Source organism: Catalinimonas alkaloidigena, assembly GCF_029504655.1.
Classification (GTDB): Bacteria; Bacteroidota; Bacteroidia; order Cytophagales; family Cyclobacteriaceae; genus Catalinimonas; species Catalinimonas alkaloidigena.
Genome location: NZ_JAQFIL010000001.1, coordinates 3,291,958 through 3,318,305, shown reverse-complemented (window position 1 = coordinate 3,318,305; position 26,348 = coordinate 3,291,958). Strand labels below are relative to the sequence as shown.

Sequence of the window (26,348 nt, the reverse complement as noted above, 5' to 3'; positions counted from 1 at the left end):
GGTTAATATTCTATGAACCTCTCTTTCAGTTCGTCCGAAGGATAGTTACAGCTTTCGGATTTTCCAAATATATTATAACGGTATTTGGCAAGCAGATCGTAAACCGTGTTACGAACTGGGGGAGGAACAAGGATAAAAATGTATACAATGGGCCAGAGCCCGTTTAGCTTTTTAGCTATTTCTAATGCAGCTCTACTTTTTAGATAAGATTTATTTTTACTGAAAAGTACCAAGCTATCCATAGTGTGAGTTTGAAGACAATACTTTTTTTGTATTTCTATACCAAAGCTAGATTGCAAAGAAGCAAATTTAAATCTTTTGTGTTTATCTCGGTTAATAATAAAACTGACGGCGTGATTACATAGAATGCACACGCCATCAAATAATACGATATCATGGTAAATATCAGAGTTGTTCTCTTCCATAAACGATGTTTACCCAACCTTTAATGGTTTGCTGGCTTCTGGCAGGATCAAGGGTAATAAAAGTAACATCAGCTACATAATAATAAACTCCGGGAGCAAGTAAGTCTCCACTTTCAGTTCTCCCATCCCAATCAATGTAAATACTATTTTCGTTACCTGATTGATACGCATAAACTTCTTTCCCCCAGCGGTTATGAACTCTAAGCGTTATACTTTCTACAAATCTGGGACACCTGCTAAAATCGCCATTAGAGCCATCCATAGGTCTGAAAGTATCATTTACGCCATCCCCATTGGGGGTAAATACATTTGGCAGTTCATAATATGGGCAGTTATCGTTACAAATTGGCTCACTTAACCCACTTTCATTCCCTGAACGGTCAACTGCTGAAATGCGATAGCAACCTGCCAAAGACGATATAGGACCATGTACATAGCGGGCTTCATCAGTAGTTCCTATAATATTGAAAGTGCCTTCTTCACCACTTTCCGAGAAATAAACATTATAAAAACGTATGTCATCGTCACATGATGCTTCAGTGTCTTCTTCCCAGACTAATATATTTTCAAAGTTTTGAAAATCACATGAATTTTCACCTACGATAACTTCACAGCTCTCTAATGATCCATCAGGAATACTTAAAGCTAATGGCGTACAAGGTGGAATAGTGTCATTTGGCTGTGCACAGGCTATTTGTGATAAATTGATCAGTGGAGGAGGGTTGATTTGGTCATTACCATAGCTACCTTGGGTAAGTATATAGTAGCAGTACTCTTCTTCATCAGAAAGTTCAATATTATTAAAACTTCCATCATCAAGATATGAGAAGTTACCATCACTCACATTTACGCTATCAATAAGTACAAATTGACTTTCGTCATCTGCATTTACATTATTTCTATAAATATAGTGGTATGGAAATTCTGGTGAATTATTTGACCATGGAACATCAGCTGACCACTCTAATGCTATACTACCTACCAATGGAGTGGGTTCTAGCCTAACAGAGAATGCCACCGCAGATGAGTCAATTAAATCATCACTGGCATCGTATAGATATATTTTGTAACCATACACATCATCCAGCGTGTTCAGTTCAGTATCTACAAAAGTAGTATCCGCTATCCTTGGAGAAATTACTTCTCCTGCTCCCTCAGGATTTTGCTGATTAACTCTTACCACCTCATAGGTAAAAGGGGGAGGGAATAATGCTTCGTCAATTTCAAAAGGTGAACGCCAGCCTATGCTAATCGCTCCGTTTTCCATATCGGTTTGATCAATACTGACTTTAGTAATGATGGGAGCATCGGCTAACATCTGAGCACATGCTTCTTCAGAAGCATAGCTTTTCCCTCCTCCGGGTTGAGGATAAACGGCGACCAAGCGATAACAATAATTGGCGCCGGGGTTTAGCCCTTCATCTCTATAAGAAACTACATTTGCATCAACTTCGGCCACAAGTTCATAACCTAAACCTTCTGGTATGCCAACCTGACAATTGGCAGGTTCAAAATCAGTACTGTCTGTTTTTCTCCAGATCTGAATGATTTCAGCTTGCTCAGCGCAGCTGTAATTATCCCAACTAAGATTTACTGATTTGCCTGGAGCAGCTTCAGCTGCCAAGCCAGTAGGAGCAGGTGCAACTACCGTTACATTCCAGATTTTGAAGTCAGCCAAAGATGGTCCGGTGGCAGGTTCATAATCCGCAGCTCTAAAATTGATTTGATAAGGCTTTTCTCTTACATGCGAGCAATCTGTTTGCCAGCTAAAGTTGCCGGTAGCAGGACTACTTTGTGGTGTGGGAGGGTCAGGTAAAAAAGTAGCAGGAGAGCTAAGCTGTTCAAAAACACCACCGAAAGCTGTGAGTACGACCCGGTCACCATCAGGGTCAGTACCAACTATTTCAGCGAGTAGCTCTGATCCGGCTTCAATACATGTATCAGCGGGGATAGCCAGTTCAGGAGGATCATTTTCAGCATCATCTACTAATATTTGCATATCCCGAGTAACATACCCTAAAAGACGCCATTCTCCTTCAATGAGTCTCCATTCTTCCACGATAAAAGCCACATTGTATTCACCAGCATTTGCAGGCGAATCCCATAATAATTCACCAGTAAGAGGGTCTAAAGTAATTTCAGTTGGCTGTGAACCATCTTGTTTGATGGGATTCGGATTTAGTCCAGCAGTTTGGTCATACTCATCAGGATATTGATACCCATCAACAGACTCATCAACATCCTGCTTGGGCACCACAAATTTGTAAGCTAGGCTATCACCGTCAGGGTCATAAGCACCGGGGTTGTGAAGAAATTGTTTTCCTATTACCGCCCCATCAACTGGAGGGTTGAGGAGTACCGGGGAGTTATTACAAGCTATGAATGGGTCAATAAATAGTTTAGTTTCAACATAGAATGGAGTTTGAACAGAATTACTCATGTTGAGAATATCCGCATTACGGTTAAACTCTCGGAAAGTAATGGTATATTCTCCTGCACCAGGAAATGTATGTTCAATCACAAACTCACTTACCCTGATTAGTTTTTCATTGTCAATGACTTCGCGTACAAAAAAATCATTTTCTGTGCTTAGATCCACCGGGTCGCCATGTCCGAAATAAATTTCGCCATTTCCGAACTCAACATCAGAACCGGTATCTTCATATCCAATAATTCTGAAGCGATAGGTATTGGTCTGACAATTGATTAATTCCGCGATGATCTCACCGGCTCTAATATGGGTAGCTTCTGCTGTGACTGTGATTAATGAGAGCAGAACCACAACAAATAAATTAAGTATAGGATGTTTCAAAACAGTATGACTTAATGGTTCGGAATCAAGGAAATTTAAGCAACTTAAACTTATATAAGTAATTGCAGATATCTAAAATTCCACATGTATAATTAATATAAATATACAAATAAATATTATGATTTTTCTGTTTGAGTGCTTTATTTATAAAATAATAACGATTTGATACTGTAAAAATTACTTCGCTCCTGACAGAAATGAGACTCCCAAAACTTCAATATTCTAAACATGTAGTATGTTTAAAGAACTGGTAAAAATAATTAAACAAATTAAAGTGTTTCATAAACTTCTTTTGATTTTGAATGGTTGAAATATCAAGAAAAATATTAAAAAATTTGTATTATTTAGAAGCAATTAAAATAGAGATGACCTCTTTGGATGCTAAGAATTCCTAGTATATTTTTGATGCCAATCAATTATCAACATTTTTAATATTTATAGCAGTACAACAATATGAGTTGGTTCACTAAAGCATTATCCAGCACGATCGGTAGGAAAGTGATTATGTCATTGACAGGCTTGTTTCTTATCACGTTTCTAATCGTTCATCTTTCAGGAAACATGTTATTGTTCAAGAGTGATGGAGGGGAAGCTTTTAATTTGTACGCAGATTTTATGACAACCTCACCCTTAATACAAATTGCCTCTTATATTCTTTATACAGGAATAATTTTACATGTTGTTTATTCGCTGGTTTTGTCTGTCAAAAACAAAAATGCACGTCCGGTAGGATATAAACTGGCTAACCCCAACCAAAATAGTAGTTGGCGTTCAAGAAACATGGGAATCCTGGGTACTATTGTTTTGATTTTCCTGATTATTCACCTCAGGTCATTCTGGTATGAGATGCATTTTGGTGAATTACCTACCAAAACTTATGCTGGAGGTGAAGTTAAAGACCTATATACGATCGTGCAGGCAGCATTTTCAGAGTGGTGGTATTCATTATTGTATGTACTTGCGATGCTAGGTTTGGCATTTCATCTATCTCATGGATTCTGGAGCGCATTTCAAACCCTGGGCTTGAGTCATAAAAAATACACACCATTTATCAAGACTGTTGGACTTATTTTCGCAATAGTCGTCCCTTTGTTATTTGCTTCCATGCCCGTATATTTTTATCTACAAAGTTTATGATCATATATAATTACCATTCATATGACGCTTGAATCTAAAGTACCTGAAGGTCCTATTGCAGAAAAATGGACTAAACATAAATTTAACCTTAAGTTAGTCAACCCGGCTAACAAACGTAAGTACGAAATTATTGTAGTCGGAACAGGCCTGGCAGGAGCATCAGCCGCTGCTTCATTAGCGGAGTTAGGCTACAATGTTAAGTCTTTTTGCTTCCAGGATAGCCCCCGTAGGGCTCATAGCATTGCTGCTCAAGGCGGAATAAATGCGGCTAAAAACTACCAAAATGATGGAGATAGCATTTTCAGACTTTTCTATGATACAGTAAAAGGTGGGGACTATCGTTCTCGTGAGGCAAACGTTTACCGGCTTTCAGAGGTAAGTGTTAACATTATAGACCAGTGTGTGGCCCAGGGTGTACCCTTTGCAAGAGAGTATGGAGGCTTACTTTCCAACCGTTCTTTTGGTGGAGCACAGGTATCCAGGACATTTTATGCGAGAGGGCAAACAGGACAACAATTGCTGTTGGGAGCCTACGGTGCCCTTAGCCGTCAGGTAGCCAATGGTAAAGTAAAGATGTACCCGCGTACTGAGATGTTAGATCTGGTGACAGTGGACGGAAAAGCCAGAGGTATAGTAGCGAGAAATCTGCTCACTGGCGAAATTGAGTCCCATAGCGCACATGCCGTAATTTTGGCTACCGGTGGCTATGGCAACGTTTTCTTCCTGTCTACCAATGCTATGGGTAGTAATGCTACAGCGGCCTGGAGAGCTCATAAGAAAGGAGCTTACTTTGCTAATCCATGTTACACTCAGATACACCCCACCTGTATTCCCGTCTCAGGCGAATACCAGTCTAAACTGACGCTTATGTCAGAATCCCTGAGAAATGATGGTAGAGTTTGGGTACCCAAAAAGAAAGGAGATGACAGAGCTCCGCAAGATATTCCTGAAGAGGAAAGAGATTATTACCTGGAAAGAAAATACCCTTCTTTTGGTAATCTCGTTCCCCGTGATGTAGCTTCAAGAAATGCAAAAGCTGTTTGTGACGAAGGGCGTGGGGTAGGTGAAACAGGTTTGGCAGTATACCTCGACTTTGCTGATGCAATCAAAAGAGATGGGGAAGATGTGATCTCGGCCAAATATGGTAACCTGTTTGAAATGTATGAGAAAATAACGGGTGATAATCCATACAAGACGCCAATGATGATATATCCCGCCGTTCATTACACTATGGGTGGACTTTGGGTTGATTACAATTTGATGACCTCCGTTCCGGGTCTTTATTCTTTGGGAGAGTGCAATTTCTCAGACCATGGAGCCAACCGACTGGGTGCCAGCGCGCTGATGCAAGGCCTTGCCGACGGGTATTTTGTAATCCCTTATACAATTGGAGACTATCTTGCCGGGACTTCATACGATAAAATACCTACTTCACATGAAGCTTTTAAAAGTGCTGAAGCGGAAGTCAAAGCCAAGCTGAAGAAGATTGTAAGTATTAAGGGCAGTCAGACCGTTGATCAACTGCACAAAAAACTGGGCAGAGTAATGTGGGACAAATGCGGTATGTCTCGCACCGAAGAAGGTTTGAAAGAAGCTCGTGAGGAAGTGAAGAAAATAAAAGAAGAGTTCTGGAATGATGTAAAAGTTTTAGGCGCTGAAGAAGAGTTGAATCAGACCCTTGAAAAAGCCAGCAGGCTTGCTGATTTTATTGAGCTGGGTGCACTGATGATTGAAGATGCACTTAATCGTAAAGAATCTGCGGGTGGGCATTTTCGCGAAGAATATCAAACGCCTGAGGGTGAAGCTAAGCGTGACGATGAGAACTTTTCTTATGTATCTGCCTGGGAATACACAGGTGATGATATAGCCGAGACTTTACATAAAGAGCCTCTTGTTTTTGAAAATGTAAAACTGACTCAACGCAGTTATAAATAAAACAGAATTATGAATGTTACCTTAAAAATCTGGCGTCAGAAAAACGCTAACGATAAAGGAAAATTTGAAACTTATGAGATGAAAGACATTAATACACATATGTCTTTTCTTGAGCTTATAGATGTACTTAACGAAAGATTAGAGCAGGAAAGTAAAGAGCCTGTTCATTTTGATCACGACTGTAGAGAGGGTATATGTGGTAGCTGTGCCATGTATATCAATGGCAGGCCTCATGGGCCACAAAAGGGTACCACAGCTTGCCAGCTACATATGAGGCACTTTAAAGATGGTGAAACCGTTGTGGTTGAGCCCTGGAGAGCTAAGGCTTTTCCTGTTATTAAGGACCTCATGGTTGACCGCTCTGCATTTGACAGGATCATCCAGGCAGGTGGGTATGTCTCAGTTAATACTGGGGGAGTGCCTGATGCCAATGAGATTCCTGTTTCTAAAGAAATTGCTGATGAGTCATTCAATGCAGCTACTTGTATTGGGTGTGGCGCATGCGTAGCAGCATGTAAAAATGCTTCAGCTATGTTGTTCGTAAGCGCAAAAATATCTCAGCTTGCGCTTTTGCCCCAAGGTCAGGTAGAACGTCAGAAGCGTGCGGAGAAGATGATTGCACAAATGGATGCTGAAGGATTTGGGGCGTGTACTAATACTGGAGCTTGTTCAGCCGAATGTCCGAAAGAAATTGATATGGCTAACATCGCTCGTATGAACCGTGAATTTTTGAAAGCAAAAGCAGGTTCAACTGAAATAGAAGTGAAGTAAAGTTTATAATCAATGTTGAAGTTAGTTAAGGCGTCCTTAAGGGGATGCCTTTTCTGTTTTAAGACAAAAAAAGGGGTAGCTTTTGCTACCCCTTTTATAATTTTTAAAAGTGGGAGGATTACATCATGCCGCCCATTCCTCCCATTCCAGGAGCTCCGGCAGGCATTCCGCCGCCACCTTTTTCATCTTCTGGCTCATCAGCAATTACACACTCAGTAGTGAGCAACAGAGATGCGATAGAAGCTGCGTTTTCAAGCGCTAGGCGAGTTACCTTAGTAGGGTCAATCACACCAACGCTGAATAGGTTTTCGTATTTGTCAGTACGTGCATTGTAGCCAAAGTCATCTTTACCCTCACGTACTTTCTGAATTACAACTGAACCTTCCTGGCCAGCGTTTTCAACGATTACACGAAGAGGAGCTTCAAGTGCCAGACGTACGATATTAATACCAGTAGCTTGATCTTCATTATCAGTCGCGATAGACTCTAAAGAAGAGATAGCACGAACTAATGCTACACCACCACCAGCGACTACACCTTCTTGTACTGCAGCGCGGGTTGCATGTAAAGCATCATCAACACGGTCTTTCTTCTCTTTCATTTCAACCTCAGTGGCAGCACCAATGTAAAGGATAGCTACACCACCAGAGAGTTTAGCAAGGCGCTCCTGAAGCTTTTCACGGTCGTAATCAGAAGTTGTATTCTCAATCTGCTGCTTGATTTGGTTTACGCGAGCCTGAATTTCTTCCTGCTTGCCTGCACCATTAACAATGGTAGTATTATCTTTGTCAATGTTGATTTTTTCAGCAGTACCCAGGTAATCAAGCGTAGCATTCTCCAGTTTGTAACCTCTTTCTTCAGAAATTACTGTTCCTCCGGTAAGGATAGCGATGTCTTCCAACATAGCTTTTCTTCTATCTCCAAATCCGGGAGCCTTAACAGCTGCGATTTTCAGTGATCCTCTGATTTTGTTTACTACCAAAGTTGCTAATGCTTCGCCATCAACATCTTCAGCAATGATCAACAATGGACGACCAGTCTGAGCAACGCCTTCAAGTACAGGAAGCAATTCCTTCATCGCTGAGATCTTTTTGTCGTAGATCAGGATGTAAGGATTCTCAATATTGGCTTCCATTCTTTCGGTGTCAGTAACGAAGTAAGGTGAAAGATAACCTCTGTCAAACTGCATTCCTTCTACCAGCTTCACTTCAGTTTCTGTACCTTTAGCTTCTTCAACAGTGATTACACCATCTTTACCCACTTTATCCATCGCATCAGAAATCATTTTACCGATTTCTTCGTCATTGTTGGCAGAAATTGATCCAACCTGAGAGATTTCGTTAGAGCTACTGATAGTCTTAGACTGTTTTCTAAGTTCAGCCACTACTGCTTCTACAGCTTTGTCTATACCACGCTTTAGATCCATGGGATTAGCGCCGGCAGCTACGTTTTTGATTCCATGAGAGAACATCGCCTGAGCCAGCACGGTTGCGGTAGTTGTACCATCACCAGCATCGTCTGCAGTTTTAGAGGCAACCTCTTTAACTAGCTGAGCTCCCATGTTTTCGATAGCATCTTTCAGTTCAATTTCTTTTGCAACTGAAACACCATCTTTGGTTACGGTTGGAGCACCAAATTTCTTATCAATAACAACGTTACGACCTTTAGGTCCTAAAGTCACTTTTACAGCATTTGCCAGAGTATCTACTCCTTTTTTAACTCTGTCTCTTGCTTTCGTATTAAAAAATATTTCTTTAGCCATTTTGTTAATTTTTTAGGTTAGTAATTGAGATTAAAGGGTACCAAATATGTCTGATCCACGCATAATAAGATACTCTTTACCATCAAATGTAATTTCAGTTCCTGCATATTTACCGTAGAGAACTTTGTCGCCTACCTTGACAGTAAGAGGGTCATCTTTTTTACCTGGTCCGACAGCTACTATTGTACCTTGTTGTGGCTTTTCTTTAGCAGTGTCAGGAATGATGATACCAGACGCTGTTTTTTCTTCAGCTGCGGCAGGTTCTACCAGAACTCTGTCCTCATTAGGTTTGAATGATACTTGTGACATGTTGTTTAAAAATTAGTTTTTATTGTTCAAGATTTAATCATAATCTGCATTGTGCCTATTGCATTTCTTATGCCAAGCTCTAAAAGTTCATTATTTGGCCTGTTTTAACGTCAATTTTTCAGTTTTACCAATTTACTGGCAGTAGTAACGATTTTTGTCACTGACATTTTTTCACACTTGCATAATTTACCTTCAGTATTTAAATTTTAAGAATGTAAACTATGTCAAAAAAAAATATCCCTACATGAAGCTTAATGAAGATTGGCTAACGAACGGACTCATTGATTTTGAGTACAAAAAATATCTCTTAATGGCTTATCTGAAAGAGATACTAGATTATTTTGAAGAGAAAAAACTTTATCCTTTTCTTTCAGAATTGGTTTTTCACTACAATAATTTAGTTCGCTTAAAAGAAAACAAGAACCTTCTCTATGAAAATTTTCCAAAACAATTGAGCCGAGCTGATTTTGAAAAGCTTAAACTGACTTATCAGCAAATAATACAGGATAGTGAATTAATGAAGGTTTTAGAAGAAATTATTTGTTTCGCGATTCCAAAGTTAGAGGAAGGTTTGAATATAGGTGCTGACATTTATGAGGAGGTAGCCAGACATATTGTCATTGAACCTATAGGAATAGCTCCTTTAAAAAACGATAATGGTTATTTTATTTATCTGTGAGCTGAACAAAAATTCAATACAGATTTTTCGTTACCACATTACTACTTTTAAGGCGCCTGATGAGCAATACAAAGGCATTCATACTGAGTTCCTGGAAGTGAAGGAGAGAAATCTTGTAAATACCCTAGAAAAGATTAAAATTGATTTGATTCGCACCCATAAATCAATGCCTAATCCAGCAGCTTTTGCTGCAATAGCAAAGCTTCACTGTCCAATGGAGGAAACACTTTTGCCGATCACAAAAAGAAAATTAATCCAAAAAATAGGGCAAGCTGCCTAAAAAAAGCCGGAACTTTCCGGCTTCAATTAATTCAGAAGTGTAAGTATTCCTTACTTACGGATTGACGTCTTCTTCTGATAGATCTTCAAGGTCAAGCGTAGAAGTTGAGTCTTCATCACCAGCGGGTACATCCGTATTCATATTGGGAAGCACGCTTCTGTCTTGTGCTCTATCAATGTTAGGACTAATGCTACCGTTTTCTGATGCTTGTGTATCTATTAAAAAGCTAGAGGATAAAGACAGGATAATAAGTCCAATGGCCAGCCCCCAGGTCAGCTTTTCTAAAAGGTCAGTTGTACGTTTAACGCCTATCATTTGGTTAGAAGAACCCGCCCCTCCGAACTGAGATGATAAACCACCTCCTTTTGAGTTTTGAGATAATACGACCAAAATGAGTAATACAGCTGCTACTAAGGCAAGTGATATGATGAAAGTAAACATTTATTCAGCTTTTAAAGATTCTATTATTTCCGCAAAATACGCTTTTTTCTGAGGAAATTTCCAAATTAATTTCTGATAGATTTCAATAGCTTTATCTTTTTTCCCCTGTTGGGTATAGATTTTAGCCAAATTTTCAGAAATAATATTGTCTGCTATTTCCGTACTATATAAAGATAAATCCTCAACTTCTCCTTTTTCCTCTGAAGTAGACTTTATTTTTAAACTCAAGTTATCCTGAGAATTGATAAACTTATCAATTAGTTCATTTTGTTGTTGCTGATTATTATCTAACTGAGGAGGTACATTTTTTTGTTCGGCTAATTCTTCAAGGACTATGGAAGAACTATTATCAGGAGAACCTGAATCTTGTTGATTGGAAGCGTCATTATTTTGAAGGTTTGAATCCGAAGAATCAGTTATCTTTTTTTTTTCTTCTTCTTCTTCTTCTTCTGAGAACCTGTTTTTACTCTCACGAAGCTTCCTGAGATTTTCCTCAAGCTCATTGTAAACTTCGTCAGCCTGAATTACTTCATCTTCTTGTTCATTATTTAATTCTACAGGCGGTTCATATTTTTCAGGTGCATTGAAAGGATCTTGTTTAGATAAACTTTGGTCTTCTGAAGGTGCATTTTCTTCATTACTTTCGTCAACATGAGATTGAGTTTGAAATGCTTCCCTGTCAATATGAAGGTCTTCGTAAAAAAGCGCCCTAAGCAGTTTTCTATTGGGAGCATATATAGAGGCTTTACTCAGTGCCTCATATGCATTTGGCGCCTGCTTATCGTGTAAGGCTTTAGCGAATAAGGAACGGCCTAACTGAAAATATGGAAAATTTTCTACTGTTTCCACAAGTTCAGCAACTTCACTTTCAGAAATATCATTCGGATATGACATCAAATTGATTAATGTCTGTCTATTTAAACCCATAACTCAAGTATGTTAATCTAACGATTCAAAATGTTTAATTACCAGTTGGCAACGGAAGCATTGAACATATCAAAAATGATCTGATCAAAGATCTCAACAATGAGTTCATCCTCCACAGAAGAAGGGTCTTGTTCTGCATTGAAGTCAGCAAAAAAAGTAAAACTTCTATTATCAAAGTTAAACTCATCATCTTGCGTGTTGATATAAGATGCAGTTATTGTGATGTTGAGTCTCATAAGACTTGCTACATCCGCTACTTCATCACTGCCGGATGACCTGGGTGCTACCGGTGTAAAATCATATCGGGTAATGCTCCCTTCTAGGAGCAGGTCACCATTATCATCTACAAGGCTTAAATTAGTGTTTTGCTGGTAATAATCTTTGATCTTTTCAGTGAAAACCTGACTTATGTTAGGTGGGCCGCCACCTGAGTCATTAAAAAAATTCTGAATTGTAATCGTTTTGATCTCAGGCCCAAGTGATGCACCCGAAAAAGAATACACACTACAGCCATGAAAAAGAAAAGCAAGGCTTACAAATAAAGCTATATTTACAAGAAAACTACTCAATTTCATATTGCTTAATTTTTCTGTATAGTGTTCTTTCAGAAATACCCAGGTCTTTCGCTGCATATTTTCTTTTCCTATCATTCTTTTTCAACGCTCTTATGATCATTTCCTTTTCTTTCTTTTCAAGCGATAAGTCATCATTTTCCTCAGCCTCATGGGTAATGTCTTCAATATTCGCTAATTCATAAGTAGTATCATCGTCATTGTTCTTGTTAGGGTTAGCAAGCAGGTAACGGTTATTTGCTATTTCGTTGGCAGTTTTGAATGACTCTTCTGTTTCCTTGATCTCATCTTCTACACCATTAAAAAAGTCCTGATGCTGCTCTAGTATATTAGAACCGTAATTTTCGTTTTGTAGTACCTGATGCACCAGTTTCTTTAGCTCTGTCATGTCATGACGCATTTCAAACAAAATCTTGTAAAGAATGTCTCTTTCAGAAAATTTTTCACTTTCTCCTGACCTGGCATAAAGGGCGGGTAAATTACTGGTGCTGGGAGGCAAATAACTTCTTAATTTGTCAGAATCTATTTCCCTACTTTCAATCTCAAGGGTAGAAATTCTCTCTACAAGATTTTTTAACTCTCTGATATTACCCGGAAAGCGATATTTTAAGAGTACTTCTTTTGCGTCTTCAGTTAAACTAATAGGCTTAGTCCGGTATTTTTCAGAATAATCAGCAGCGAACTTTCTAAACAACAGATCAATATCATTGCCTCTTTCTCTGAGCGGAGGAATATGAATAGGAACCGAGCTAAGACGATAATATAAATCTTCGCGAAAAGTACCTTTCTCAACAGCTTCTAAGAGATTCACATTGGTCGCAGCCACTACTCTTACATCAGACTTCAATACTTTTGATGACCCCACCTTGATGAATTCACCATTTTCTAATACCCTCAGTAGCCTGGCTTGCGTGCCTATTGGCATTTCACCTATCTCATCTAAGAATATAGTGCCTCCATGGGTTACCTCAAAGTAGCCTTTTCTTGCATCCATAGCCCCGGTAAATGCACCTTTTTCGTGACCAAATAATTCAGAATCAATTGTTCCTTCAGGAATAGCACCACAGTTGATGGCAATAAACTGACCGTGTTTACGAACGCTGCGGTTATGGATGATCTTTGAAAATGACTCCTTTCCACTACCACTTTCACCAGTAATAAGCACAGACATGTCTGTGGGAGCTACCTGAGCAGCTATCGCAACTGCGTGATTCAGGCGTGGTGAATTTCCAATTATACCAAAGCGTTGTTTAATGCTCTGAAGTTCAGATGGATCCAACATACAAAAAATGATTACTTATTTAAAAAATATTCTTCATCCAGTACAGCCTCTCCGATTAAAGTGGCCGCAGTGCAATCTTTCACTTTAACATTGACGTAATCACCTTTCTTAAATGATTCTCGTGGGAATACAATTACTTTGTTGGCGGAGTTTCTTCCCTGCAGGTCAGCGTCTGAGCGCTTGGAGGTTCCTTCCACCAGTACTTTAAATACTTTTCCGACATCCCTTTGATTTCTTTCCAAAGAAATATGCTGCTGTTTTTCAATAATCTCCTTCAGCCTTCTCTTTTTTATGTCTAAAGAAATATCATCAGTAAATTTCTTGGCTGCAAGTGTACCTGGACGTTCTGAGTAGTAAAACATGTATGAAAAGTCATACTTTACATAGTCCATCAGGCTTAAGGTTTCCCGATGTTCTTCTTCAGTTTCAGTACAAAAACCAGCGATCATGTCGGATGAAATACCACAATCCTCCCCTAAAATGGAACGAATAGCATCTACTCTGTTGATGTACCACTCTCGTGAGTAGGTACGGTTCATAAGTTCAAGCACCCTGGTATTTCCACTTTGGGCTGGTAGATGTATGTATTTACAAATGTTCTCATACTTTTTCATTGTATGAAGCACTTCATCAGTAATATCTTTGGGATGAGAGGTTGAAAAACGAATACGTAGATCAGGATGTACCAAAGCCACCATTTCCAGGAGGTTTGCGAAATTTATTACTTCAGATACTTCTGATTTTTCCAGCCGGGCCTTATTATTTACTTCAGGAGACCATTTATAGGAATCAACATTTTGGCCAAGTAAAGTAACTTCCCGGTAGCCCTGTGCAAACAATACTTTTGCTTCGTTCACAATGGAATAAGGGTCTCTGCTTCTCTCACGTCCTCTAGTAAATGGTACCACACAAAAAGAGCACATATTATCACAGCCACGCATGATAGAAATAAAGGCAGTGACTCCATTTGAGTTTAGACGGACAGGATTGATATCGGCATAGGTCTCTTCTCTGGAAAGGAATGTATTGACAGAGCGTTCTCCTCCATCAACCTGTTTAACAAGATTGGGTAAATCACGATAAGCATCTGGACCAGCAACCAAATCCACAATCTTTTCTTCTTCTAAAAGCTTGCTCTTCAGACGCTCGGCCATGCAGCCCAATACACCAACCAGAAGCTCAGGTTTTGATTTCTTTATTTTGTTAAACTGAGTAAGGCGCTTGCGTACGGTCTGTTCTGCCTTATCACGTATAGAACAGGTATTGAGCAGAATCACATCTGCATTTTCATAATCAGAAGTTGTATCAAAACCCTCTTTCTGCATGATAGAAGTGACGATTTCGCTATCTGAGAAATTCATCTGACAACCATAACTTTCTACATAAAGTTTTCTTTGCTTACCTGTATTCTGTTCAGGAGAGGTTTTAACCACTTCACAGTTTTCTTTTTCCTGTTTTTCAGTAAGGATATCTAAGTCTTTAATAAGTTCTTGCATGCAGCTCTTTTCTATTTATGATGGAGCAAAGGTATTGATTATTATTCAAAATACGTGACAAAATGGCAGTCATTTTAGTTCGTTTATAGTAGGCTTAAATTTTTATGGCGTTGCAGTATTTTTTGTCAAAAAAAAATGAGTTCTTACAAATCTTGAAAAATTACACTTTTTCACTTTTTCAACAATTAATACTAAATATTGTGGCTTTTGGGCATAATTTTTAGCATATTTGAGAAATTATAATGGATTCAATACGTTTTATTTATAAAACTATAAATCTTTATTCGCTAATCTTACTTTAGTTACTTATTCTACTATTATTAATTTGTTATTTTAATTAAAATATTAAAAGAATGACACAGAAAAATGCAATTATGAGAGTCTTTGTAACCTTATCTATGGTCTTTGCTATCTCGACAAGTTTTGTATACGCTCAGGATGAAGTTACAGATCAGCAACTTTATAAGTTTGCCATTGTTGAGGAAACAAAGCAACTTTTTGCTAATGAACTTTCTGCGCAAATCACCGAATATGTTGAAGGACAGGATCCTGCTATCAAAAATCGTTACAATGCACTAGCTGGTGGAGAAACGCCTGCTAATGATGCAGAAAAGCAATTTATTGGTCAGGTTAAATCTATGGAATCTGATAGAAAAGAGGAGTTTACTGAAGCTTATAAATCTTTGATCAAAAGAGTGCTGGGTGCAAAAGACTACAGTTCAGTGAAAAAAGCTATTGCCTCTGATGCAAGAGTGAGAGCCAGATATACTGAAATAGTTGAAGCTATCAGAGCTAGCAAAACTGATGCAAGTGCATCTGCTGGTGAATAAATTCTTCTACTAAAAAATTGAAAAGGCTTGTCAAGTGACAAGCCTTTTTTTATATCAGAAAATGAAAAAACTCAAATTTATCATTAAGCACCTGATAAGCAATATGGTGAGCGTCAAGCCTCCCAATCAATCCCTCATAATCCTCAGCTGACTGAAGTTCAATTCCTACCATAGCAGGCCCTCTTTCTCTGTTATTCTTTTTAGTATATTCAAAATGTGTAATATCGTCATTAGGCCCTAAGACTTCAGCGACGAATTCTTTGAGTGCACCGGCTCGCTGAGGAAAGCGAATGATAAAATAGTGCTTTAAACCTTTATACAGCAGGGCTCTTTCTTTGATTTCTTCCATGCGGGTAATGTCATTGTTACCACCACTAATGACACAACATACATTTTTACCCTTGATTTTATCCTTATAAAAGTCAAGCGCCGCGACTGACATAGCCCCGGCAGGTTCTACTACTATGGCCTCTTCATCATATAATTTAAGAATGGTATCACATACCTTGCCCTCAGAAATAGTAGTTACATCGTCTAATACCTGACTACAGATTTCAAAGTTAAGCTCACCAACTCTTTTAACAGCTGCACCATCAATGAACTTATCAATTTTATCCAGGGTAACTAATTCTCCCTGCTCTAACGATTTAATCATTGCGGGAGCACCCTCTGGCTCCAGCCCAATAATCTTCGTGTGGGGACTGACTTGTTTAAAATAGCTGCCTAGCCCGGCAGATAGACCACCACCACCTATAGGCACAAAAACATAATCCAGAGGCACTTCAGTGTCCAATAATATCTCATAACCTACCGTACCCTGTCCTTCAATAATCTTTTCATCATCAAAAGGGGGAATGAACTGAGCATTTTGTTCTTTACAAAAAGCCTGAGCTTTTACGTAAGCATCGTCAAAGGTATCGCCAACAAGTTGGATTTGCACACTGTCTTTCCCAAACATCTTTACCTGTTTCACCTTTTGTTTAGGTGTAGGATTTGGCATGAAGATAATACCTTTGATACCCAGCTTGTTGCAGGCATAAGCTACTCCCTGCGCATGATTCCCTGCGCTTGCACACACTACCCCATTTGAAAGGGTAGAAGTATCCAGGCTGCTGATTTTGTTATAAGCACCGCGTAGTTTATACGATCTTACTACCTGCAGGTCCTCTCTTTTAAGGTATATATTTGCCTGATATTTGTCAGACAGATTGATACTATGCATAAAAGGGGTATGATAAGCTACCCCTTTTATTCTTTGTGCTGCGTTGATGATATTTTCAACTGGTATCAGTTTCTTATCGGACTCAACTGTATCTTTCATAAATTTTATTCTTTCGGACGAAGCTTTCTCACTTGTGCACCGGCTTTCCACATTTCAGACTCTCTTAACTCATCTAGCTCTTTTTCTAATTTAGGACGATAGTCAGATTTAGAATTTGCTTCTATAGTGATTTTAGCTTCATTACCACTTGCCACACTGTCGTACAAGTCTTCAAATACTGGCGCTACTGCATCCCTGAATTTTTTCCACCAGTCTAAAGCGCCTCTTTGAGCAGTAGTAGAGCAGTTGGCATACATCCAGTCCATCCCATTTTCAGCGATTAGTGGATATAATGATTCAGTGGCTTCTTCCACCGTCTCGTTGAAAGCCTCAGAAGGAGAATGGCCTCTTTTTCTAAGTAGATCATATTGAGCAGCGAAAAGTCCCTGAATAGCCCCCATCAAACTGCCTCTTTCGCCGGTCAGGTCACTATATACTTCTTTTTGAAAGTTAGTTTCAAAAAGGTAGCCTGAACCTACGCCAATTCCTAAAGCGATTACTTTTTCACGTGCTTTGCCAGAAGCATCCTGGTGGACAGCAAAACTAGAGTTCAGGCCCTTGCCTGCCAGAAATAGTCTTCTTAAGCTGGTGCCTGATCCTTTAGGAGCAACCAGAATAACATCAACATCTGAAGGAGGCTCAATGCCCGTCTGATCTTTGTAAGTAACCCCAAAACCATGAGAGAAGTAAAGGGTTTTGCCAGGTTTCAGGTATGACTTTACTTTAGGCCAAAGCGCAATTTGACCAGCGTCAGAAAGCAAGTACTGAAGGATAGTCCCTTTCTCACAAGCTTCATCTAACTCAAACAAAGTTTCTCCCGGTACCCATCCGTCAGCTACAGCTTTATCCCAGGTTTTAGAATCTTTTCTCTGTCCTACGATTACATTGAATCCGTTATCTTTAAGGTTAAGTGCCTGGCCAGGTCCCTGAACGCCATATCCAAGTACCGCGATGGTTTCGTTCTTGAGTACTTCTCTGGCTTTTTCCAGAGGAAACTCTTCTCTGGTTACCACTTCCTCTTCTACGCCACCGAAATTGATTTTTGCCATTTTTTAATTTGATTTTGGTTGTATTGAATGATTAAAATGAATGTCTACCGTTGGATTGAAGTTCATGAAACTCCTCATCAGAATACCAACCTTCCGGGTCCATATTTTTTGCATACTTGCTAAAACGATGTTGGTCTTTAACGATCGCTATCCTACCTGATTTACAGTATTCAACTACGCCATGAGGCTCTAATAAGTGTAAAGTTGTAGAAATATCTTCTTCCTTTCCACTTTTCTCTATGACAATATAATCGTCAGAAGAAAAAGCGATCTTTGCCTGATGCCGGTGAGCTATTTCCATCACTTTTTCTCTTTCTTCAAAGGAAGATGTAATTACTTTGAAATAGGCAATCTGACCAAAAAACACCTGATCATCTTCGTTCTCAAATACGACAAGTACCCCAATGATTTTTCGGATCTGTTGAATCAGTTTTCTGATTTTAGTTTCATCATAGTCAATCACGATCGTAAAGCGTGATATACCTTTGCGCTCAGTTTCTGAGACGGTCAGGCTTTCAATGTTGATTCTTCTACGTGAGAATATGATGGTAATTCTATTCAACAAACCGAAGTTATTCTCAGTAAAAACGATGATTGTGTAACGCCTTTTCATATTATATTAAATGCTTTGAATCAATAAACAGCTTGACTTAATCAAGACGAATGTCATCTACACCCATGCCTGATGGCATCATTGGGAATACATTAGCTTCTTTTTCCACAGAAATCTCTAAGAGATATGCCTCCGTTGAGTTGATGAGTGTATCTAAAGAGCTGTCCAAATCATCTGCATGCATACAGCGATGTCCTTTGATACCAAAGCCTTTGGCAATGGTGATGAAGTCAGGATTTGAAAGCTCCACAAATGAGTAGCGAGTGTCAAAAAACAACTGCTGCCACTGTCTTACCATGCCCAGATAATTGTTATTAAGTACAATTATTTTGACAGGCAAACCACTCTGCGCGATTGTGCCTAGCTCTTGGATAGTCATCTGGAAACAGCCATCACCAATAACAGCGACTACCTCACGGTCGGGGGCACCCATTTTAGCACCAAAAGAAGCAGGGAGAGCATAACCCATCGTTCCCAAACCACCGGAAGTGAGCCAGCTATCCGTTTTACGGAACTTGGAATAGCGAGCAGCGGACATCTGGTGCTGACCAACGTCTGCCACTACAACCGCCTCACCCTTGGTTTTTTCAGAAAGCCTGCGAATCACTTCACCCATTTTTATCAGCTCATCATGAGCAGTAAAGTCCTTTTCAATGACTTTTTCGTACTCTTCATCATAAAGCTTCTTGAATTCCTGATGCCAGCTTTCATGCTTGTTCTCGTTCACAGCAGGTATTAATGCCTGTAAAGCTTCTTTAGCATCGGCAATCATAGCTACAGTCGGAATCACATTTTTGCCCATCTCAGCATGATCAATATCAATATGGATTACTTTGGCTTGTTTAGCATAAGTATCCAGGTTACCGGTTACCCTATCGTCAAAGCGCATACCCACTGCTATAATCACATCGGCTTTATTAGTAAGCTTATTAGGGGCATAATTTCCATGCATTCCCAGCATCCCTTTATAGTTTGGATGGTCTGAAGGGAAAGCAGAAAGGCCTAGGAGGGTACTTGCTACCGGAATATCGGTCTTCTCAATAAACTTTAACAGTTCATTTTCAGCTTTAGATAGCAATACGCCATGACCTACAAAAAGAAAAGGTCGTTTGGCTTGATTTAGTAGCTCAACAGCTTTGGTAATGTCCTTTTCCCGAGGTTTACAAGCGGGTTTATATCCTTTGATCTGCTTACGCTTTTCATACCTGAAGGGCTTGGTCATACTATCAAACTGAGCGCACTTGGTAATATCAATGAGTACGGGACCGGGGCGACCAGAGCGTGCGATATAAAATGCTTTAGCAAGTATATATGGGATCTCATCGGCATCGGCTATTTGATAACACCATTTTGTGATAGGCATAGCCAGACTCATTACATCAGTTTCCTGAAAAGCATCCGTACCAAGAAATTTTTCTGGCACCTGACCTGTGATACAAACGATAGGGACGGAATCCAGCATGGCGTCTGCAATACCAGTAACCAGGTTTGTAGCACCAGGCCCTGAAGTCGCAAAGCAAACTCCGGGTTTACCTGCCATTTGTGCATATCCTTCTGCAGCATGTGTCGCACCTTGTTCGTGGCGCACAAGTATATGATTCAGGGCATGGCGGTAATGGAAAAGTGCATCATAGATGGGCATGATAGCACCACCCGGATAGCCAAAAATAGTATCTACTCCTTCTTCAATGAGTGAAAGGATGACGGCTTCAGACCCGCTCACAATTTTGTCGGTCTTTTCGTGTTTAGGCTTATTACCCTTAACAGCTAATTGTTGTGCATTTTCGGTGGCTATTGACATAGTTACTGGATTATAGATTCGTCAATAAATTTGAGTTAAAATTGATCCGTTACGCATCCTTCGGAAGCGGACGAAACATTTTTCATGTATTTGTAAAGTATTCCGTTTTTTACACGGGGCTCAGGCTGTTGCCATCCCTTTAGTCTTGAATGAAGTTCTTTATCACTTAGTTCAACACTAAGCTGATTATTGTTAGCGTCAATGATGATCTTATCTCCGTTTTTCAGAAGCGCAATAGGTCCACCTTCATAAGCTTCGGGTGTAATGTGACCTACTACAAACCCATGTGTGCCTCCTGAAAAACGTCCATCAGTGATCAGAGCGACACTTTTTCCTAGCCCGGCGCCCATGATTGCAGAAGTAGGTTTAAGCATCTCTCTCATACCTGGTCCTCCTTTGGGGCCTTCGTAGCGAATGACCACCACATCACCAGCTTTCACCTCATTGTTGGTGATGGCAGTATTGGCCTCATCTTCACTTTCAAACACTTTGGCGGTTCCTTCAAAGCGCAGTCCTTCTTTTCCTGTAATTTTAGCAACTGAGCCCTCGGGAGCCAGATTTCCATAAAGCATCTGCAGGTGGCCGCTTTCTTTTAACGGGCTTGATACCGGATAGATAACTTTTTGACCTTCCTTCAAGCCGCTTACTTCTGCCAGGTTTTCTTTGATAGTTTTGCCAGTGACAGTAAGGCAATCTTCATGGAAAAAACCTTCTTCTAACAAGATTTTCATGACTGCGGGTATGCCTCCAACGTTATGCAGGTCTTCCATCAGGTATCTTCCGCTCGGTTTTAGATCGGCAATGAAAGGTGTCTTATCGCTTATTCTTTGAATATCTTCAAGGTTCAGACTGATCTCCGTAGCTTTGGCAATCGCAATGAGGTGAAGTACCGCATTGGTTGAACCTCCCAGGGCCATGACAAGAGTTAGAGCGTTTTCCAGGGAGGCTCTGGTGATGATATCCCTGGGTTTGATGTCTTCTTTGAGCAAATTGTAAATAGCCGGGCCGACTAATTTCAACTCTTCTTTTTTAGCAGAGCTTGTGGCCGGATTGGAAGAACTATAAGGCAAACTCATACCCATGGCTTCTATGGCGGAAGCTATTGTATTAGCTGTATACATACCTCCGCAGGCACCAGCAGTAGGGCAGGAGTGTTTGATAATCTCTTTAAAATCTTCTGGCGTAATCTGATTGGTGATTTTTTTGCCATAAGCTTCAAAGGAAGAAACAATGTTGAGGTCTTCGCCTTTGTAATGTCCCGGGCTGATCGTTCCTCCATACACCAAAATGGAAGGACGGTTCAATCGCGCTAATGCCATCATGGCACCAGGCATATTTTTGTCACAGCCCACAATAGGCACAACAGCATCGTACCATTGCGCATTTACTACTGTTTCAATAGAGTCAGCAATGATATCACGAGAGGGGAGGGAATAAGACATGCCTTTAGTTCCCATAGACATGCCATCGCTAACGCCTATCGTATGAAATATCAGACCTACAAGATCATTAGCTAAAACGGAGCTTTTTACCTCCTTGGCAAAACCATTGAGGTGCATATTGCAAGTATTTCCTTCGTAACCCGTGCTAACGATGCCTACTTGCGCTTTTTCAAAATCTTCTTCTTTTAAACCTACACCATAAAGCATGGCTTGTGCAGCAGGTAATGACTCATCCTGAGTGATGGTCTGGCTGTATTTATTTAGTTTGTTTTCCATTGATAAGTAAGGCTGTGCTTTTAATTTCTCGAATAAAAAAAGCTCTTCTCAGGAGTGAGAAGAGCTTACATATGATAATATAATTCTATTCTCACCCCGTCTTTTGAGTGACCACTACAATAATAAGGACGATAGAAAGAATAGAATTTACTGTCTTCATGATAAAACTCAGTGTCAGTTATGAAAGTAAACATAAGTAATCTTACTAATTGTTTCAAACTTGTTGAGAAATTTTTATCATCTCTTTCAAAAGTCTAATGCTAAGCATGGACTTTTTTAGACATATAAACCAGGGTAGCGATCTTGTCACCTACCTCTTCAGTGCTATGATATTTTTCGGAATTAATATCTTCAGTGACGTAACCCTCTTTCAAAGATTGATCTACTGCGCTTTTGATGGCGTTACTTTCTTCTATCATACCAAAAGCATAGTTGAGCAACATGGCAGCAGAAAGAATGGCACCAATCGGGTTGGCTTTTGACAAACCAGCTACTTCAGGGTAAGAGCCATGAATCGGTTCAAATAGCTTCACATTCTCTCCCATAGAAGCTGATGGAAGCATACCCAACGAACCGGTAATCACTGATGCAGCATCGGTAAGAATATCACCAAACATATTTTCTGTAAGGACTACATCAAAATACCCCGGGTTTTGGATCAGCTTCATTGCTGCATTATCTATGTACATATAGTCCAGCTTGATATCAGGATTTTCTTTACAGCAGTCTCTTACCGTTTCACGCCACAACCTGGAGGTAGCCAATACATTAGCTTTGTCAACCAGGGTTACATGTTTTTTTCTTTTCTTAGCTGCTTCAAAAGCCTGTTTGCTGATTCTCAGTATCTCTTCTTTAGTGTAAATAGAAGTGTCAAATGCAGTATCCCCCTTTTCATTACGCCCTCGGGGTTCACCAAAATATATACCGCCAGTAAGTTCACGAAAAACCACAAAATCAACATCTTTGACAATATGTTCTTTTAATGGAGAGATATGGCTGATCGCCTCGTAACTCTTTACAGGGCGTACGTTAGAAAAAAGCCCTAACTTTTTTCTCATAGCCAGCAAGCCCTGCTCTGGCCTTACTTTAGCATTAGGATCATTGTCATATTTAGGATGACCAATGGCCCCGAATAAGACTGCATCCGCATCCACACATAGTTTTTCAGTTTCTATGGGAAAAGGATCACCGGTTGCGTCAATGGCTGCTGCTCCTACCAGACCTTCTTCATACGTAAATTGATGATCGTAGGCTTTTGCAACCGCACGTAATACTTTTAGTGCCTGCTTTGTTACTTCAGGACCAATTCCATCGCCAGCTAAAACTGCTATTTTCTTCTGCATATTTTAATTAGATAAATGATGTTTAGTAAGAATTTTCTTGCTCGTAAGCCTCAATTTTTTCTTGTTGACTGAGTAAGTAATCTATGTCATCATAGCCTTGGGAAAGGCAGTATTTCTTATAGTCGTTGATCTCGAATATTTCTTGCTTATCAGTGCCCTCAATGCTGATTGTCTGTTGAGAAAGATCAACTTTCAATTGTAAATCAGGATTTTCAGCATACAATTCAAAAATGGTTTGTAGAAAAGGGTCTGAAACCAGTACAGGCAACAAACCATTATTCAATGCATTATTTTTAAAGATATCAGCAAAGAAACTGGAGACGACTACCTTAAAGCCATAATCATGGATAGCCCAAGCTGCATGTTCACGACTTGATCCACAGCCAAAGTTCTTTCCTGCCACCAATATCTTGCCAGATACCTTAGTGTCATTAAGAATAAAGTCATCTTTTGGATTGCCCTGATCATCATACCGCCAATCTCTGAAAAGGTTATCACCAAAGCCTTCCCGCGTAGTAGCTTTAAGAAAACGAGCGGGAATAATTTGGTCAGTATCTATATTCCGTGTAGGAATAGGGACTATGGTAGATGTCAGTGTTGAAAATTTATCCATGAGTTTTAGTAATTAATCACTTATTATTTGACCGAAGTGTACTGTTTGGTATTGGAATTATGTGTTGTTCCGATAGAAATATGAATTACTTCCCAAATATGATCGCACAGTAGCTCCGTTAGCTGGTAAACTTCAGGTTCTTTAAATGATAGTGTTCTTTTCATATAACTTTGCTTTCGCATGACAAAGGACTTATGCTAAATTTTAGTTGCTAAGATCAGTCCGGTAGACCAATTCATTTTGGTTAAGTGAATATCTTTACGTTGCTCAAGTTGCTCAATAAGCATTGTAACTTTTTCCTGATGTCCGTCAGGCCAGTTGGACTGTGAAAGCATATCATCAATCACATAAAAACCACCTGATTTTAACATGTTAAGTGTCTTTTCCAAATCACTATATTTACCAGGCCAGGCATCAGCAAATATCAGATCAAATGCTTCTCCACTGTATTCATTGATCCACTTACTTCCATCTCCACAAAGTAGCTGTACCCTTTGGTCAGACTTGAAAATTTCACTGGCAAAATTGACTAGATCAGGATCATTATCTATGGAAGTCACAGTAGAGAATTTGTCCATACCTTCAATGATCCAGGAGAGTGATGAACCTATGCCTGTACCCAGTTCCAGGAAATTTCCCTTAGGCTTTGAAGCCACCAGAGTTCTCAATAAAGAACCCACTTGCCGATCAGAAGACATATAGAATCCTATGGATTTAGCTTTGTCTTCTATCAGATCTAAAGCGGTAGGAATACCGGCTATCATGCTGTCATTCATCATGATACCAATTCGGGTTCTTCAAGCATTTCTCGCACGTCAGTAATATAGCCTTTAAGAGCGGTAGCCGCAGCAGTCATAGGACTGGCCAGAAAAGTTCTTGCCCCGGGCCCTTGCCGGCCTTCAAAATTCCGGTTTGAAGTTGAAACGCAGTACTCTCCTTTAGGCACCTTATCTTCATTCATACCTAAACATGCTGAACAACCGGGTTGACGCAGTTCAAAACCCGCTGCTTCCAAAACCTTATCCAGCCCTTCTTCCCGAGCCTGTTTCTCAACTTGCCGTGAACCGGGAATGATCATAGCGTTAACATTAGGTGCTTTCTGTTTGCCTTTTACCAAAGAAGCAACCAATCTAAGGTCTTCTATACGGGCATTGGTACAACTGCCTATAAATACGTAGTTAACGGCTTTCCCCAACAACTTTTCCTGAGGGGATAGCGCCATATAATCCAATGACTTGCTGAAAGACACCTGTTCATCCTTCTCTATTGATTCTAATGCAGGGATGCTTTCCGTGATTTTGATACCCATACCGGGATTAGTACCATAAGTGATCATGGGTTCAATATCAGCGGCCTCATAATGATATTCTAAATCGTATTTCGCATCAGGATCACTGGGGAGTGTTTTCCAGTAGGCTACTTTTTTATCAAATTCTTCTCCCTGAGGAGCAAACTTTCTTCCTTTTACATACTCAAAGGTTGTTTCATCCGGAGCAATCATACCACCCCGTGCCCCCATCTCTATACTCATATTACAAATGGTCATGCGGGCTTCCATAGAGAGGCTTCTGATGGTAGAGCCAGTATACTCCACAAAATACCCAGTGCCGCCACTGGCTGAAATTTTAGAAATGATATAAAGGATAATATCTTTTGAGGTAACACCTTTTGCTAAAGAACCGTTGATCTCAATTTTCATCTTTTTTGGCTTAGATTGCAGTATACACTGCGTTGCTAAAACCTGCTCAACTTCGCTGGTGCCAATGCCAAAAGCAATTGAGCCAAAGGCTCCATGAGTAGAAGTATGGCTATCTCCACACACCATGGTCATTCCGGGTTGAGTGATGCCTAGTTCAGGTCCGATCACATGAACTATTCCCTGATAAGGGTGACCTAGTCCGTAAAGCTCTATTCCATGATTCGCACAATTCTCAGTAAGTTTGTTAACCTGTGTACGGGATAGCGCTTCTTTAATCGGTAAATGCTGATCTTTGGTAGGCACATTATGGTCAGCTGTAGCAATGGTCTGTTTAGGCCGAAAAACCTTAATTCCCCGGGAATCAAGACCCGCAAAAGCCTGAGGGCTGGTAACCTCATGGATAAAGTGCCGATCTATATAGAGTACGTCAGGGCCATTTTCAATGCTGCTGACTACGTGTTTATCCCAAATTTTATCAAATAATGTTTTACCAGACATAAGATTATGATTGCTGTTATTCCAGAAAGTAGTGT

The 26,348-nt window shown here is 39.9% G+C and carries 25 protein-coding genes; 6 read left to right on the top strand and 19 right to left on the bottom strand.

Features of this window, described 5'->3' with window-relative positions; genetic code table 11:
- Positions 1-2: 2 nt before the first annotated feature.
- Together OKW21_RS13590 and OKW21_RS13585 are read right to left on the bottom strand one after the other, a co-directional pair.
- Positions 3-425 (bottom strand): thiol-disulfide oxidoreductase DCC family protein, encoded by a 423-nt coding sequence (locus OKW21_RS13590; RefSeq protein WP_277480108.1) that lies wholly within the window; start codon positions 423-425, stop codon positions 3-5.
- Positions 406-3,237 carry a T9SS type B sorting domain-containing protein gene (locus tag OKW21_RS13585; RefSeq protein WP_277480107.1) on the bottom strand — a complete coding sequence of 944 codons (2,832 nt, stop codon included), beginning with the start codon at positions 3,235-3,237 and terminating at the stop codon, positions 406-408. Before OKW21_RS13585 ends, OKW21_RS13590 begins: the two co-directional genes overlap by 20 nt.
- A 453-nt stretch (positions 3,238-3,690) precedes the next feature.
- Here OKW21_RS13585 and OKW21_RS13580 point away from each other — a divergent pair, with 453 nt between their 5' ends.
- Genes OKW21_RS13580 through OKW21_RS13570 form a run of 3 tightly spaced genes read left to right on the top strand, consistent with a single transcriptional unit; the run spans position 3,691 to position 7,080 of the window.
- Positions 3,691-4,374, top strand: a complete 684-nt coding sequence (locus OKW21_RS13580) for a succinate dehydrogenase cytochrome b subunit (RefSeq protein WP_277480105.1) — start codon at positions 3,691-3,693, stop codon at positions 4,372-4,374.
- Positions 4,375-4,395: 21 nt separating this feature from the next.
- Complete coding sequence (locus tag OKW21_RS13575) at positions 4,396-6,309, top strand: fumarate reductase/succinate dehydrogenase flavoprotein subunit (RefSeq protein ID WP_277480103.1); 1,914 nt, start codon at positions 4,396-4,398, stop codon at positions 6,307-6,309.
- 9 nt (positions 6,310-6,318) lie between these two features.
- Positions 6,319-7,080 carry a succinate dehydrogenase/fumarate reductase iron-sulfur subunit gene (locus tag OKW21_RS13570; RefSeq protein WP_277480101.1) on the top strand — a complete coding sequence of 254 codons (762 nt, stop codon included), beginning with the start codon at positions 6,319-6,321 and terminating at the stop codon, positions 7,078-7,080.
- 118 nt (positions 7,081-7,198) lie between these two features.
- Here the strand turns inward: OKW21_RS13570 and groL are convergent, their stop codons facing one another.
- Both groL and OKW21_RS13560 read right to left on the bottom strand, forming a co-directional pair.
- The gene (gene groL / locus OKW21_RS13565; RefSeq protein WP_277480100.1) at positions 7,199-8,842 is read right to left on the bottom strand and encodes a chaperonin GroEL; all 1,644 of its coding nucleotides are present in this window, start codon (positions 8,840-8,842) and stop codon (positions 7,199-7,201) included.
- A 30-nt stretch (positions 8,843-8,872) separates the two neighbouring features.
- Positions 8,873-9,151, bottom strand: a complete 279-nt coding sequence (locus OKW21_RS13560) for a co-chaperone GroES (protein ID WP_277480098.1) — start codon at positions 9,149-9,151, stop codon at positions 8,873-8,875.
- Between the two features lie 244 nt (positions 9,152-9,395).
- On the opposite strand from OKW21_RS13560, the gene OKW21_RS13555 reads away from it, so the two are divergent.
- Positions 9,396-9,830, top strand: coding sequence for a hypothetical protein (locus tag OKW21_RS13555; protein WP_277480096.1), 435 nt, complete (start codon positions 9,396-9,398; stop codon positions 9,828-9,830).
- Positions 9,808-10,110 carry a hypothetical protein gene (locus OKW21_RS13550; RefSeq protein ID WP_277480094.1) on the top strand — a complete coding sequence of 101 codons (303 nt, stop codon included), beginning with the start codon at positions 9,808-9,810 and terminating at the stop codon, positions 10,108-10,110. Before OKW21_RS13555 ends, OKW21_RS13550 begins: the two co-directional genes overlap by 23 nt.
- A 54-nt stretch (positions 10,111-10,164) precedes the next feature.
- Here the strand turns inward: OKW21_RS13550 and secG are convergent, their stop codons facing one another.
- The 5 genes from secG to miaB are packed head-to-tail and all read right to left on the bottom strand — an operon-like array spanning position 10,165 to position 14,828.
- Positions 10,165-10,551 (bottom strand): preprotein translocase subunit SecG, encoded by a 387-nt coding sequence (gene secG / locus OKW21_RS13545; RefSeq protein ID WP_277480092.1) that lies wholly within the window; start codon positions 10,549-10,551, stop codon positions 10,165-10,167.
- Positions 10,552-11,478 carry a tetratricopeptide repeat protein gene (locus OKW21_RS13540; protein ID WP_277480091.1) on the bottom strand — a complete coding sequence of 309 codons (927 nt, stop codon included), beginning with the start codon at positions 11,476-11,478 and terminating at the stop codon, positions 10,552-10,554.
- A gap of 38 nt (positions 11,479-11,516) precedes the next feature.
- Entirely contained in the window at positions 11,517-12,053 is a 537-nt protein-coding gene (lptE, locus tag OKW21_RS13535; RefSeq protein ID WP_420870104.1) for an LPS assembly lipoprotein LptE, read from the bottom strand.
- Positions 12,040-13,332, bottom strand: a complete 1,293-nt coding sequence (locus OKW21_RS13530) for a sigma-54 interaction domain-containing protein (protein ID WP_277480089.1) — start codon at positions 13,330-13,332, stop codon at positions 12,040-12,042. The genes lptE and OKW21_RS13530 overlap by 14 nt, the downstream gene beginning before the upstream one ends.
- 11 nt (positions 13,333-13,343) lie before the next feature.
- Positions 13,344-14,828 carry a tRNA (N6-isopentenyl adenosine(37)-C2)-methylthiotransferase MiaB gene (gene miaB, locus OKW21_RS13525; protein ID WP_277480088.1) on the bottom strand — a complete coding sequence of 495 codons (1,485 nt, stop codon included), beginning with the start codon at positions 14,826-14,828 and terminating at the stop codon, positions 13,344-13,346.
- A gap of 353 nt (positions 14,829-15,181) precedes the next feature.
- Here miaB and OKW21_RS13520 point away from each other — a divergent pair, with 353 nt between their 5' ends.
- Complete coding sequence (locus OKW21_RS13520; protein ID WP_277480087.1) at positions 15,182-15,658, top strand: hypothetical protein; 477 nt, start codon at positions 15,182-15,184, stop codon at positions 15,656-15,658.
- A 49-nt stretch (positions 15,659-15,707) separates the two neighbouring features.
- On the opposite strand, the gene ilvA is transcribed toward OKW21_RS13520, so the two are convergent.
- From ilvA to leuC, 10 genes are all read right to left on the bottom strand, one after another.
- Complete coding sequence (ilvA, locus tag OKW21_RS13515; RefSeq protein WP_277480086.1) at positions 15,708-16,979, bottom strand: threonine ammonia-lyase; 1,272 nt, start codon at positions 16,977-16,979, stop codon at positions 15,708-15,710.
- 5 nt (positions 16,980-16,984) lie between these two features.
- Positions 16,985-18,028 carry a ketol-acid reductoisomerase gene (ilvC, locus tag OKW21_RS13510; protein ID WP_277480085.1) on the bottom strand — a complete coding sequence of 348 codons (1,044 nt, stop codon included), beginning with the start codon at positions 18,026-18,028 and terminating at the stop codon, positions 16,985-16,987.
- Between the two features lie 31 nt (positions 18,029-18,059).
- On the bottom strand, positions 18,060-18,641 hold the full coding sequence (gene ilvN / locus OKW21_RS13505) for an acetolactate synthase small subunit (protein WP_277480083.1): 582 nt from the start codon (positions 18,639-18,641) through the stop codon (positions 18,060-18,062).
- A gap of 37 nt (positions 18,642-18,678) precedes the next feature.
- On the bottom strand, positions 18,679-20,442 hold the full coding sequence (ilvB, locus tag OKW21_RS13500) for a biosynthetic-type acetolactate synthase large subunit (RefSeq protein ID WP_277480082.1): 1,764 nt from the start codon (positions 20,440-20,442) through the stop codon (positions 18,679-18,681).
- Between the two features lie 35 nt (positions 20,443-20,477).
- A complete protein-coding gene (ilvD, locus tag OKW21_RS13495) occupies positions 20,478-22,160 on the bottom strand; it encodes a dihydroxy-acid dehydratase (RefSeq protein ID WP_277480081.1) in 1,683 nt (560 codons plus the stop codon).
- 260 nt (positions 22,161-22,420) lie between these two features.
- Positions 22,421-23,503 (bottom strand): 3-isopropylmalate dehydrogenase, encoded by a 1,083-nt coding sequence (leuB, locus tag OKW21_RS13490; RefSeq protein ID WP_277480080.1) that lies wholly within the window; start codon positions 23,501-23,503, stop codon positions 22,421-22,423.
- A 22-nt stretch (positions 23,504-23,525) separates the two neighbouring features.
- On the bottom strand, positions 23,526-24,116 hold the full coding sequence (gene leuD / locus OKW21_RS13485; protein WP_277480079.1) for a 3-isopropylmalate dehydratase small subunit: 591 nt from the start codon (positions 24,114-24,116) through the stop codon (positions 23,526-23,528).
- Positions 24,117-24,139: 23 nt separating this feature from the next.
- A complete protein-coding gene (locus OKW21_RS13480) occupies positions 24,140-24,280 on the bottom strand; it encodes a hypothetical protein (protein ID WP_277480077.1) in 141 nt (46 codons plus the stop codon).
- Positions 24,281-24,313: 33 nt separating this feature from the next.
- On the bottom strand, positions 24,314-24,895 hold the full coding sequence (locus tag OKW21_RS13475) for an O-methyltransferase (RefSeq protein ID WP_338130048.1): 582 nt from the start codon (positions 24,893-24,895) through the stop codon (positions 24,314-24,316).
- Positions 24,892-26,313: a 3-isopropylmalate dehydratase large subunit gene (gene leuC / locus OKW21_RS13470; RefSeq protein ID WP_277480076.1), complete on the bottom strand. Its 1,422-nt coding sequence runs from the start codon at positions 26,311-26,313 to the stop codon at positions 24,892-24,894. Before leuC ends, OKW21_RS13475 begins: the two co-directional genes overlap by 4 nt.
- Positions 26,314-26,348 lie beyond the last annotated feature (35 nt).

Coding starts and splice junctions, on each gene's coding strand:
- OKW21_RS13590 (WP_277480108.1), bottom strand. CDS start 425: ATGGAAGAGAACAACTCTGATATTTACCATGATATCGTATTATTTGAT.
- OKW21_RS13580 (WP_277480105.1), top strand. CDS start 3,691: ATGAGTTGGTTCACTAAAGCATTATCCAGCACGATCGGTAGGAAAGTG.
- OKW21_RS13575 (WP_277480103.1), top strand. CDS start 4,396: ATGACGCTTGAATCTAAAGTACCTGAAGGTCCTATTGCAGAAAAATGG.
- OKW21_RS13570 (WP_277480101.1), top strand. CDS start 6,319: ATGAATGTTACCTTAAAAATCTGGCGTCAGAAAAACGCTAACGATAAA.
- groL (WP_277480100.1), bottom strand. CDS start 8,842: ATGGCTAAAGAAATATTTTTTAATACGAAAGCAAGAGACAGAGTTAAA.
- OKW21_RS13560 (WP_277480098.1), bottom strand. CDS start 9,151: ATGTCACAAGTATCATTCAAACCTAATGAGGACAGAGTTCTGGTAGAA.
- OKW21_RS13555 (WP_277480096.1), top strand. CDS start 9,396: ATGAAGCTTAATGAAGATTGGCTAACGAACGGACTCATTGATTTTGAG.
- OKW21_RS13550 (WP_277480094.1), top strand. CDS start 9,808: ATGGTTATTTTATTTATCTGTGAGCTGAACAAAAATTCAATACAGATT.
- secG (WP_277480092.1), bottom strand. CDS start 10,551: ATGTTTACTTTCATCATATCACTTGCCTTAGTAGCAGCTGTATTACTC.
- OKW21_RS13540 (WP_277480091.1), bottom strand. CDS start 11,478: ATGGGTTTAAATAGACAGACATTAATCAATTTGATGTCATATCCGAAT.
- lptE (WP_420870104.1), bottom strand. CDS start 12,053: ATGAAATTGAGTAGTTTTCTTGTAAATATAGCTTTATTTGTAAGCCTT.
- OKW21_RS13530 (WP_277480089.1), bottom strand. CDS start 13,332: ATGTTGGATCCATCTGAACTTCAGAGCATTAAACAACGCTTTGGTATA.
- miaB (WP_277480088.1), bottom strand. CDS start 14,828: ATGCAAGAACTTATTAAAGACTTAGATATCCTTACTGAAAAACAGGAA.
- OKW21_RS13520 (WP_277480087.1), top strand. CDS start 15,182: ATGACACAGAAAAATGCAATTATGAGAGTCTTTGTAACCTTATCTATG.
- ilvA (WP_277480086.1), bottom strand. CDS start 16,979: ATGAAAGATACAGTTGAGTCCGATAAGAAACTGATACCAGTTGAAAAT.
- ilvC (WP_277480085.1), bottom strand. CDS start 18,028: ATGGCAAAAATCAATTTCGGTGGCGTAGAAGAGGAAGTGGTAACCAGA.
- ilvN (WP_277480083.1), bottom strand. CDS start 18,641: ATGAAAAGGCGTTACACAATCATCGTTTTTACTGAGAATAACTTCGGT.
- ilvB (WP_277480082.1), bottom strand. CDS start 20,442: ATGTCAATAGCCACCGAAAATGCACAACAATTAGCTGTTAAGGGTAAT.
- ilvD (WP_277480081.1), bottom strand. CDS start 22,160: ATGGAAAACAAACTAAATAAATACAGCCAGACCATCACTCAGGATGAG.
- leuB (WP_277480080.1), bottom strand. CDS start 23,503: ATGCAGAAGAAAATAGCAGTTTTAGCTGGCGATGGAATTGGTCCTGAA.
- leuD (WP_277480079.1), bottom strand. CDS start 24,116: ATGGATAAATTTTCAACACTGACATCTACCATAGTCCCTATTCCTACA.
- OKW21_RS13480 (WP_277480077.1), bottom strand. CDS start 24,280: ATGAAAAGAACACTATCATTTAAAGAACCTGAAGTTTACCAGCTAACG.
- OKW21_RS13475 (WP_338130048.1), bottom strand. CDS start 24,895: ATGATGAATGACAGCATGATAGCCGGTATTCCTACCGCTTTAGATCTG.
- leuC (WP_277480076.1), bottom strand. CDS start 26,313: ATGTCTGGTAAAACATTATTTGATAAAATTTGGGATAAACACGTAGTC.